The 11,482-nt window shown below is 74.8% G+C and carries 5 protein-coding genes and 1 pseudogene; 2 read left to right on the top strand and 4 right to left on the bottom strand.

Annotation, left to right across the window (positions count from 1 at the left end):
- Positions 1-55: 55 nt before the first annotated feature.
- From ACFV6I_RS31715 to ACFV6I_RS31730, 4 genes and pseudogenes are all read right to left on the bottom strand, one after another.
- The gene (locus ACFV6I_RS31715; RefSeq protein WP_380377387.1) at positions 56-256 is read right to left on the bottom strand and encodes an MbtH family protein; all 201 of its coding nucleotides are present in this window, start codon (positions 254-256) and stop codon (positions 56-58) included.
- 49 nt (positions 257-305) lie between these two features.
- Positions 306-1,127: pseudogene (gene ddaH, locus ACFV6I_RS31720) on the bottom strand (dimethylargininase); the annotation flags it as partial.
- Positions 1,128-1,212: 85 nt separating this feature from the next.
- Positions 1,213-2,037, bottom strand: a complete 825-nt coding sequence (locus ACFV6I_RS31725) for an ABC transporter permease (protein ID WP_380429023.1) — start codon at positions 2,035-2,037, stop codon at positions 1,213-1,215.
- Positions 2,038-2,132: 95 nt separating this feature from the next.
- Positions 2,133-3,044, bottom strand: a complete 912-nt coding sequence (locus ACFV6I_RS31730; RefSeq protein WP_380338990.1) for an ABC transporter ATP-binding protein — start codon at positions 3,042-3,044, stop codon at positions 2,133-2,135.
- 448 nt (positions 3,045-3,492) lie between these two features.
- On the opposite strand from ACFV6I_RS31730, the gene ACFV6I_RS31735 reads away from it, so the two are divergent.
- Positions 3,493-3,969, top strand: coding sequence for a GNAT family N-acetyltransferase (locus ACFV6I_RS31735; protein ID WP_063352790.1), 477 nt, complete (start codon positions 3,493-3,495; stop codon positions 3,967-3,969).
- A gap of 347 nt (positions 3,970-4,316) precedes the next feature.
- On the top strand, positions 4,317-11,482 hold a 7,166-nt coding region (locus ACFV6I_RS31740; protein ID WP_380429026.1), incomplete at its 3' end, for an amino acid adenylation domain-containing protein.

Below are 11,482 nucleotides of genomic sequence, written 5' to 3' on the forward strand. Positions count from 1 at the left end.
CCCCGCCACTGCGCGTGGCGGCTGCGCTGGTGGGCGGGGTGGTGTGGTGGTCAGGTCAGTCGTGGGTCAGGGTGCGGGGGCGGATGTCGGGCCAGGTCTGCTCGATGTGGTCGAGGCAGGCCTGGCGGCGCGCTGCGCCGAACACCGTCTTCCAGCCCTCGGGCACGGTGGCGAAGGCGGGCCACAGTGAGTGCTGGCCCTCTGCGTTGACCAGGACCAGGTAGTCGGCGTCGGGGTCGTCGAAGGGATTCGTCACCACGTCGTCCTCTCGTGCTTGGTGAAAACCGGTGGGCTTGTCGGTGCGGTCAGTGGCCGCGCAGTTCCAGGGTGCAGCACTTGACGCTGCCGCCCGCCTTGAGGAGTTCGGTGAGGTCCACGCCGATCGGTTCGAAGCCGCGTCGACGCAGTTCGCCGATCAGGTGGGTGGCCGACTCGGGGAGCAGGACGTGGCGGCCGTCGGAGAGCGCGTTGAGGCCGAAGACGGCGGCGTCCTCGGCGGTCGCCTGGATGGCGTCCGGGAACAGTTCGCGCAGTACCGCCCGGCTGCCGGGGGTGAAGGCCTCCGGGTAGTACATGATCTCGTCGTCGGAGAGGACGGCGAGCGCCGTGTCCAGGTGGTAGAACTCCGGGTCGACCAGGGTCAGGCTGGTCACCGGGACGCCGAAGAACTCCTGGGCCTCGGCGTGCGACCTCGGGTCGGTGCGGAAGCCCGTGCCGGCCAGCAGCCGGCGGCCGGCCAGCAGGTAGTCGCCCTCGCCCTCGTTGATGTGCTCGGGCCACAGCAGTTCGGACCAGCCCCGCTCGCGGAACCAGGACAGGTAGGCCGGGCCCTCGGCGGTGCGCTCGGCGTGGCGGAAGCGTGCGCCCAGGACCTTCCCGTCGACCACGGTCGCGCCGTTGGCCGCGAAGACCATGTCGGGCAGTCCGGGCAGCGGGTCGATCTCCTCGACGGTGTGGCCGAGTTCGCGGTAGAGGTCGCGCAGCCTGGTCCACTGGGCGAGCGCGAGCGCGCCGTCGACCGGCTTCTCCGGGTGCATCCAGGGGTTGATGGAGTAGCTGACGCCGAAGTGGCTGGGCCGGCACATCAGGAAACGGCGCGGGCTCGCGGCGCGGGCTGTCATCGGGGTGGTTCTCCTTGGTCTGCGTGCTGCACGGTCTACGTGTTGCGGGTCTGCGGGTCTTCGTGTTGCTCCGGGAGGGTCCGGGGCCGGTTCAGTCGATGAGTCGGCGGCGCATCCCGCGGACGGCCAGGAACCAGGCGAGGACGGCGAATGCGGCCAGGACGGCCCCGTGCAGGGCGTCGCCCGCCCCGAGCGTCCCGAAGGCGGCGTGGCGCACCAGCTGCGTGCAGTGGAAGATCGGGTTGACGGCGGCCACTCCCTGGACCCAGTCGGGCAGCCCGTCCAGCGGGAAGAACACGCCCGCGGCCATCACCAGCGGTGTGAGCACGCCGGATACCACGAGCCGCAGCCAGTCGATCGCCGGCACCAGGCAGGACACCCACATGCCGAGCAGGGCGAAGGCGAAGCCGGAGACCAGTGCCACCAGCGGCACCAGCAGCAGCTCCGGCCCCGGCGGCAGGCCGATGGCGAGGCAGACCAGCAGTGGCGCGGTGCCGTAGACGGAGGACTTGACGGCGATCCAGGACGCCTCGGCGGTGACCAGTTCCCAGACGTCGACGGGCTGGCACAGGACGGCGTCGTAGATCTTCTGGTACTTGCGGCGGTTGAAGCTCTCGAACATCCCGGCGAAGGCCGAGGCGAAGAGCACCGAGGTGACCACCATGCCGACGCCGACGAACTGCGGGTACGGGTGTCCCTGGACCAAGTCGATCAGCCGGCTGAAGCCGATGCCGAACCCGGTCATGTAGACCAGCGGCTCGATCAGCGAGCCGAAGGTGATGGCGGGCCAGTAGCGGCGGAAGAGCAGCAGTTCGCGCAGCCACACCGCCCGCATGGTCGGCCACAGGGCGGGCGGGAGGCCTGGGGCGGGGCCGGTCTGGGCCTCGGTGCGGGGCGTGGGCGTCGCCGTGGTCATCGGGTGTCCTCTCTGTGGGGGCGGGCAGGCGGGCGGGCGGGCAGGCGGGCGGTAGACGAGGGAGCGGGGGGAGCGAGGGAGCGGCCGGCCCGGGCTCAGCCGAACAGTTCTCCGGTCAGTGCGACGAACACGTCCTCCAGGGAGGTCGGGCGCAGCACGTCCGGCGGGCCGAGACGCTCGTGCAGCTGCGCGGAGATGGTCTCGGCGCGCAGGACGGAGACCGCCGGCCCGGTCCGCCGGCTGGGCAGTCCGGCCCGGGCGGCCTCGGCCTCGACGAGTTCGCGCCGGGCCGCGTCGCCCCGGTACTCGGCGGCCTGTGCGCCCGCGTGCGCGCGCAGCAGTTCGGCGGGGGTGCCCCGGGCGATCACCCGGCCGCCGGTCACCACGGCCACCTCGTCGGCGAGCCGTTCCGCCTCTTCGATGTAGTGGGTCGACATGACCACCGTGGTGCCGCTCTCGCGCATCCCGTCGATGACGTCCCACAGGTCCTGCCGGATCTGCGGGTCCAGGCCGACGGTGGGCTCGTCCATGAGGAGCAGCCGCGGGTTGTTGACGATGCCCCGGGCCAGCAGGACCCGTCGGCGCATGCCGCCGGAGAGCGCGTCGGCGCGGGTGTTCGCGCGGTCGGTCAGCCGGACGGCGGCCAGCGCCTGGTCGACCGCCTCACGGTAGCGCTCGCGCGGCAGGGCCGTGAACCGGACGAACACGTCGAGATTCTGGCGCACCGTCAGTTCGGGGTCGATGTTGTCGTGCTGCGGGACGACGCCGACCAGGGAGCGGGCGCGGCGGGAGTCCTCCGGCATCCGGTGCCCGAACACCTCCACGGTGCCCGCGTCCGCGCGGGTCTGCCCGGTGAGCATCCGCATGGTGGTGGACTTGCCCGCGCCGTTGGGCCCGAGCAGGCCCAGGAACATGCCGGGCGGCACTTCCAGGTCCAGGCCGCCCACCGCGGTGGTGGCACCGAACGTCTTGACCGCGCCGCTGATTCGGACGGCAGGGGTGTCCACGCGGGCGCTCCTTTCGGGGAGTCGGGGAAGTGCAGGGGAAGTACTGGGGAAGCGCAGGGGAAGTACGGGGGAAGGCGGAGGAAGTCGGGCGAAGCCAGGGGAAGTTCGGCGTCGGGGAAGGTACAAGGGAAGTCGGGGAATGTCACCGCCCGGTGCGCCGAAATCCTCGCTCCCCGGGGGCCGGGCCCGCGCGATCATCTAACCGCAGAATCGACTTGTCAGGAACCTGCTTTCGGGGGTTCCCCTGTCCATGACCAGGTGTTAGGTTGCTCGAAGATCAATGCCGCCGGGACGCACTATGTCGGCCCATCCGGGGGGAAATTCGGCTCCATCGCCCATAGTTCGCGACCGTAGCGTCGGTGTGCGACGGGTGCCGATCACGTATTCCTCCTTCGGTCGTCACCCGCGGCACCACCGCCCCTTCACGCACCTGACCGAGGAGATGTGGATGCAGTCCGACGGACCGCTCACCGCGAACGTCCGCCTGCGGGCCGCGGTAGCCGAGGACGCCGGTGTCGTCACCGAGGTCTTCCTGGCCTCCCGCACCGCGACCATGCCGTACCTGCCCCGTCTGCACAGTGACGAGGCCACCCTGAGCTGGATCACCCACGTCGTGCTCCCGGACACCCGGGTGTGGCTGGCCGAGGACGCCGGGACCGGGGCCGTGCTGGGCTTCGCCTCGCTCGACGGCAGCCTGCTCGACCACCTCTACCTGCGCCCCGAGGCGCGCCGCCGCGGCATCGGGACGGTGCTGCTGGAGGCCGTCAGGTCGGCCAGCCCGCAGGAGCTCTCGCTGCACGTCTTCCAGAAGAACACCGAGGCGCGCGCCTTCTACGAGCGGCACGGCTTCGTCGTGGTGGACACCAACGACGGCAGCCGCAACGAGGAGAACGAGCCGGACATGACCTACCGCTGGACCGCGTGACTCCCGCCCGCACAGCGCGGTAGCCGGTAGTCCCCCCGCCGTGGGACGTCGGCGGGCCCCCCACGGCCCCGGAGCCCACAAGGACCCCCGGAAGCCACCACGGCCGGGGCCCGCGACGGCCCCGGGGCCCACGGCGGCCCGCGAATCACCACGGTCCGCGAATCACCGCAGCCTGCACATCACCACGGCCCGCTCATCACCACGGCGGGGCCCACCACGGCCTGAACTCACCACGGCCGCGACTCACCACGGCCGGGGCCCACAACGGCCAAGAGCCACCGGAAACCACCGTCCGGCCCGCCCGACCCACCCGGCCGGCGGGGCGGTTCCACCTGGAGGGATGCCCCGTGCTGGGCGAACACAGCCTGCCCGCGGAGACACCGCTGTCGTACGCACAGTTGGCGCTCTGGTTCAACGACCGCCTCCAAGGCGGCGACGCCTCCTACAACGTCCCGGTGGCGCTGCGGCTGACCGGCCCGGTCGACCACGAGGCGCTGCGGTCCGCCCTCGCCGACGTGGTGGAGCGGCACGCGGCCCTGCGCACCGTCTTCCCCGAGCGCGACGGCGTGCCGCGCCAGCAGGTGCTGGCGATGGCCGAGCTGGCGCCGGTCCTCACCGTGGTGCCCGTCACCGAGGAGGAGCTGCCCGCCCTGATCGAGGCCGGGGCCGGGCACGTCTTCGACCTGGAGGCCGAGGCCCCGCTGCGGGTGCACCTGTTCGTGCTCGGCCCGCAGCAGCACGTGGTGCTGATGGTGCTGCACCACATCGCCGGCGACGGCTGGTCGCTGGCCCCGCTGGCCCGCGACCTGAGCACCGCCTACCTGGCCCGCAGCCAGGGCCGGGCGCCCGTCTGGTCCCCGCTGCCCGGCACGTACGCCGAGTACGCCGTGCGCCAGCACGCGAACCTCGGCGACCTGGACGACCCGCAGGGCCAGGGCGGGCGCCAACTCGCCTACTGGCGCCAGGCGTTGGCGGGCCTGCCGGACTTCCTGGAGCTGCCCACCGACCACCCCCGGCCGGCCGTGATGTCGCACCGGGGCGAGTACTTCCCGTGGGACCTCCCGGCCGAGCTGCACCGCGAGCTGCTGGCGCTGTCCCGCTCCTGCCGGGTCAGCATGTTCATGGTGCTCCAGGCGGCGCTGGCGACGGTGCTGACCCGGTCGGGGGCCGGTACGGACATCCCGATCGCCAGCCCGATCGCGGGCCGCACCGACGAGCGCTACGACGACGTGGTCGGCTACTTCGTCAACCCGTTGGTCCTGCGCCTGGACACCTCCGGCGACCCGACCTTCCGCGAGCTGCTCAAGCGGGTGCGCCGCACCGACCTCCAGGGCTTCGCCCACCAGGAGTTCCCGTTCGAGCGGCTGATCACCGCGCTCAACCCGCACCGCTCGCTGGGCTGGCACCCGCTGTTCCAGGTGATGCTGGCCTTCCAGAACACCCCCGAGGCCTCCCTCGCGCTGCCCGGCATCGAGAGCGAGATCGCCGAGGCGGGCCCGGGCGGTGCCAAGTTCGACCTGTCCTTCAACATGCGCGAGGTGCACGACGCCGACGGCGCCCCGGCCGGGCTCGGCTGCTTCGTCGAGTACAGCACCGACCTGTTCACCCGCGAGGGTGCCGAGGCCCTGACCGCCCGGCTCGGCCGGCTGCTCGCCGCGGCCGCGGCCGACCCGGACCAGCGGATCGGCGGGTACGACCTGCTCGGCGCCGAGGAGCGGCTCGACCTGTTCGAGCGCGCCCACGGGCCCGCTCTGCCCGTCCTGCCCACCCTGCCGGCCCCCGCCGTGACGTACCACGGCGCCTTCGAGGAGCGCGCCGCCCTGGAGGGCGAGGTCACGGCCCTCGTCGCCGAGGACGGCCGGTTCACCTTCGCCGAGGTCAACGAGCGGGCCAACCGGCTCGCCCGGGAGCTCGTGCGGCGCGGGGCCGGCCCCGAGCGCTACGTCGTCCTGGCGCTGCCGCGCACCACCGACCTGCTGATCGCGCTGCTCGCCGTCCTCAAGTCGGGCGCCGCCTACATACCGGTCAGCCCCGCCATGCCGCGCGAGCGGCTGGCCGGCATCCTCGCCGACGCCGCCCCGGTCTGCGTGCTCGCCACGGCCGCCGACGCCGGCCGGCTGCCGGACGGCGCGCCCGTCCTGGTGCTGGACGAGCCCGGGGCGCGGGCCGCCGTCGCCGCCCACCCCGGCGGGAACCTGACGGACGCCGACCGCACCGGCCCCACCGGCCCGGACGACCCGGCCTACGTCATCCACACGTCCGGCTCGACCGGGGTGCCCAAGGGCGTGGTGATCCCGCACGGCGGCCTCAGCAGCCTGATGCACCACCACCGCACCCGCATGGTCCGCCCGTCCGGCGGCCCGCGGGGCCGGCGCCTCCAACTGGGCCTGGTCGCCTCGATCACCTTCGACACCGCCTGGGAGCCGCTGTTCTGGCTGCTGGAGGGCCACCCGCTGCACCTGCTGAGCGACGAGGTCCGGCTCGACCCGCAGGCCCTGGTCGGCTACGTCCGCCGGGAGCGCCTCGACTTCCTGGACCTCACCCCGACGTACGTCCCGGCGCTCACCGCCGCCGGCCTGTTCGCCGAGGGCCACCACCGCCCGGCCGTGCTGATGCTGGGCGGCGAGGCCGTCGGGCCGGCGCTGTGGAGCGAACTCTCCGCCCTGCCGGACGTGGCGGTGTTCAACTACTACGGCCCGACCGAGTGCACCGTCGACGCGCTCGCCTGCTCCCTGGCGGACAGCCGCACCCCCGTCATCGGCCGCCCGCTCGACAACACCCGGGCGTACCTGCTGGACGACCTGCTGCGCCCCGTCCCGCTCGGCGTGCCCGGCGAGCTCTACCTGTCCGGGCCGCACCTGGCCCGCGGCTACCTGCGCCGCCCCGCCCTGACCGCCGAGCGCTTCACCGCCGACCCGTACGGCCCGCCCGGCGCCCGGATGTACCGCACCGGCGACCTCGCCCGGATGCGCCGCGACGGCCAGGTGGAGTACCTCGGCCGGGCCGACGGGCAGATCAAGATCCGCGGTTTCCGGATCGAGCCCGGCGAGATCGAGGCGGTGCTGCTGCGCCACCCCGCGATCGTGCAGGCCGCCGTCCTGGCCCGGGGTGGCGCCGAGGAGCGCCACCTCGCCGCCTACCTGGTGACCGAGGACGGGAACGCCCCCGACCTCGCCGAGGTGCGCGAGCTGCTGGCCGGGCAGCTGCCCGACTACATGATCCCGGCGGCCTACGCCGTGCTGGCCCGGCTCCCGCTCAACTCCAGCGGGAAGCTGGACGGTTCCGCTCTGCCCGAGCCCGAGCTGCGGGCCGCCACCGGCCGCTCCCGGGCCCCCCGGGACGCCCGCGAGGCCGCGCTGTGCGCGCTGCTCGCCGAGGTCCTCGGGGTGGCCGAGGTCGGCCCCGACGACGACTTCTTCGCGCTCGGCGGCCACTCCCTGCTCGCCACCCGGCTGGTCAGCCGGGTGCGCACCGCCCTGGGGGCCGAACTGCCCATCCGGGCGGTCTTCGAGAGTCCGACGGCCGCCGGGCTCGCCCGCGCGGTGGACGCCGGGCGATGTCGCCCGGCGCTGGCCGCCGCCGCCCGCCCCGAGCGGATCCCGCTCTCGCACGCCCAGCGCCGGCTCTGGTTCCTCCAGCAGCTGGACCCGCACAGCGACGCGTACCACATCCCGCTGGCCCTGCGCCTGACCGGCGCCCTGGACCGGGACGCCCTCGCCGCCGCGCTGCACGACTGCGCAGTGCGCCACGAGGCCCTGCGCACCGTCTTCCCGCTCTCCCGCGGCGAGGACGCGGCCCCCCGCCAGCGGATCCTCACCCCGGATCAACTCCCGCCGCTGCTGCGGCAGTCCGGCGCCGCCACGGTGACCGAGGAGGGCCTGACCGAGGCCCTGCGCACCGCCGCCGCCCAGCCCTTCGACCTCGCGTCGGAGCCGCCGCTGCGCGCCCACCTCTTCGCCCTCGCCCCCGAGCGGCACGTCCTGCTGCTGACGGTCCACCACATCGCCTGCGACGGCTGGTCGATGGGCCCGCTCGCCCGCGACCTGGGCGCCGCCTACCAGGCCCGGACGGCCGGCCGGGCCCCCGAGTGGAGCGCCCTGCCCGTCCAGTACGCCGACTACACCCAGTGGCAGCTCGCGCTGCTCGGGGACGACGAGGACCCGGGCAGCACCGCCGCCCGGCAGTGGCAGTACTGGAGCGGGGCGCTGGCCGGCCTGCCCGAGGAGATCGCGCTGCCGGTGGACCGGCGGCGCACCGCCGAGACCGGCCAGCAGGCCGGCCGGGTGCCGCTGCGGCTGAGCGGCGCGGACCACCGCGCCCTGGCGGAGCTCGCCCGGGCCGACGGCGCCAGCCTGTTCATGGCCGTCCAGGCCGGTCTGGCGGCGCTGCTCACCCGCCTCGGCGCCGGCACCGACCTGCCGATCGGCACCCCGATCGCCGGGCGCACCGACGAGGCCCTGGACGACCTGGTCGGCTTCTTCGTCAACACGCTGGTGCTGCGCACCGACACCGACGGGGACCCGGGCTTCCGGGAGCTGCTGCGCCGCGTCAAGGACGCCGACCTCGCCGCCTACGCCCACCAGGACCTGCCGTTCGAGCGGATCGTCGAGCTGGTCAACCCGGAGCGCTCCCCCGGCCGCCACCCGCTGTTCCAGGTCGCCCTGGTGATGGAGCAGGCGGGCGCCGCCGTGGAGATCCCCGGCCTCGACAGCGAGCTGCTCACCGCCGGCCCGGCGCCGGCCAAGTTCGACCTCACCGTCACCCTGGGCACGCCCGCCGGCCCGGACGACGAGCTGACCGGCGCCGTCGAGTACCGCGCCGACCTGTTCGACCAGGCCACGGTCGAGGCGATCGCCGGCTGCCTGACGCGGCTGCTCGGCGCGGCCGCGGCCGATCCCGAGCGGCCGATCTCCCGGCTCGAACTGTCCGCCGAGGGCGAGCGGCCGCGGCTGCTGGAGCGCTCCGCCGGCGAGCGGCGGGAGCTGGCCCCGACCACGCTGGCCGCCCTCGTGTCGGCAGGGCTCGCCGCGCCGTCCGACACCCCCGCCCTGGTGTTCGAGGGCCGGGCGCTCGGCCCGGCCGAGCTGGACCGCCGGATCGACGCGCTGGCCCGCCGGCTCGCCGCGGTCGGCGTCCGCCCGGGCAGCCGGGTCGCCGTGGCCGTGCCCCGCTCGGTGGAGCTCGTGGTGGCGCTGTGCGCCGTCCACCGCGCCGGCGGCGCCTACCTGCCGCTGGACCCGGACTACCCGGCCGACCGGCTCGCGTACATGCTGGCGGACGCCCGCCCGGCCGCGGTGTTCGCCGCCCCGGAGCAGGCCGCCGCGCTGCGCCCCGCCGAGGGCGTGCCCTGCCTGTCACCGGAGGACCTGCCGGCGCCCGAGGGCGTCACGCCGACCGCCCCCGGCCCCGGGGACCCGGCCTACGTGATCTACACCTCGGGCTCGACCGGGCGGCCGAAGGGCGTGCTCGTCCCGCACCACGCCATCGCCAACCGGCTGCGCTGGGGCCAGGAGGAGTACCGGCTCGGCGCCCGGGACGGCGTGCTGCAGAAGACCTCGGCCAGCTTCGACATCTCGCTGTGGGAGTTCTTCTGGCCGCTGATCACCGGCGCCACCCTGGTGCTGGCGAAGCCCGACGGGCACCGCGACCCGGCCTACCTGGCGGAGCTGATCCAGCGCGAGGGCGTGAGCGTCGCCCAGTTCGTGCCGTCCATGCTGGACGTCTTCCTCCAGCACCCGCGGGCCGCCGAGTGCACCGGGCTGCGCCTGGTGGTGGCCAGCGGCGAGGCGCTGCCCGCGGCCACCGTGCGCCGGTTCCGGCAGGTGCTCCCGGGCGTCCGGCTGGACAACCTCTACGGGCCCACCGAGGCCGCCGTGGAGGTGACGGCCTGGAAGTGCGGCCCGGCGGACGAGCAGGCGCACCCGGTGCCGATCGGGCGGCCGATCTGGAACTCCGGCGGCTACGTGCTGGACACCGCCCTCAACCCCGTCCCGCCGGGCGTGCCGGGCGAGCTCTACCTGACCGGCGAGCAGCTCGCGTACGGCTACCTCGGCCGCTCGGCGCTCACCGCCGAACGCTTCGTCGCGGACCCGCACGGCGCGCCGGGCACCCGGATGTACCGCACGGGCGACCTGGCCCGCCACCGCCCCGACGGCGTGGTGGAGTACCTGGGCCGGGTGGACAGCCAGGTGAAGCTGCGCGGCCACCGCATCGAGCTCGGCGAGATCGAGACCCGACTCGGCGAGCACCCGGCGGTCACGGCCTGCGCCGTCACCGTGCGCGAGGACCGGACCGGCACCGCCCGGCTGGTCGCCTACGTGGTGCCGGACGGCGCCGCGCAGCCGCCCACGGCCGCCGCGCTGCGCGCCCACCTGCGCGGCCACCTGCCCGACCACATGGTGCCCACCGCCTACGTGCTGCTCGGCGCGCTCCCGGTGACGGCCAACGGCAAGCTGGACCGCCGGGCGCTGCCCGAGCCGCAGACCCACGTCGAGAGCCGGGCCCGGGAGCCGCGCACGCCGGCCGAACGCACGCTGGTCGCGGTCTTCGCCGAGCTGCTGGGCGTGCCCGCGGTCGGCCCGGAGGACGACTTCTTCCTGCTCGGCGGCCACTCGCTGCTGCTGATCCGGCTGGTCGAGCGCATCCACGCGGAGTTCGGCGTCGACCTGCCCGTGAAGGCGCTGTTCGAGGCCCCGACCCCGGCCGCGCTGGCGCAGCGGCTGACCGGGCGGCGGCCCGGGCGCGCCGACGCTCCCTTCGAACCGCTCCTGGCCCTGCGGGCCACGGGCGACCGGGCGCCGCTGTTCTGCGTCCACCCGGTGACGGGCGACGGCCTCGGCTTCATCGGCCTGCTGCGCGGGCTCGACCCGGACCAGCCGGTCTACGCCTTCCAGGGCATCGGCCCGGTCGGCGGCGGGGAGCGGCCGGCCGACGTGGACGGCCTGGCGCGGGAGTACCTGGCGCGGATGCGCGCCGTCCAGCCGCACGGCCCCTACCGGGTGCTCGGCTGGTCCTTCGGCGGGCTGGTCGCGCACCAGATCGGCGTGCTGCTGCGCGAGCAGGGCGAGCAGGTCGACCTGGTCGCGCTGCTGGACAGCCACCCGGCACCGCCGGACGCCGGGGAGGTCACCGACACCGCCGTGCTGGCCGAGCTGCTGACGGCGACGGGCGCGCCCGCCGCCGAGGTGGCGGCCGTCCTGGCGCAGCAGTGGCAGCCCAAGCCCTCGGAGCTGCTCGACCGGCTGGCCGTGGCGCTGCGCGAGGCCGCGCCGCGCGACGAGGACGAGCTGGCGGTGTTCCTCGACTCCTGCCGCTACCACGCCGCGCTGATGGCGGCGTGGACGCCGGGGGTGCTGGACGCGCCGCTGACCACCTTCACCGCGACCGGCGACCACCGGCCGCAGGACACGGTGGCCGTCTGGTCGGCCCACGCCACCGGGCCGGTGGCCAACCACCCGCTCGCCGCCCGGCACCTGGACCTCGCCGACGCCGGGCCGATCGACGAGATCGCCCG

The sequence above is a fragment of the Kitasatospora sp. NPDC059803 genome, from assembly GCF_042732255.1.
In the GTDB taxonomy this organism is placed as follows: domain Bacteria; phylum Actinomycetota; class Actinomycetes; order Streptomycetales; family Streptomycetaceae; genus Kitasatospora.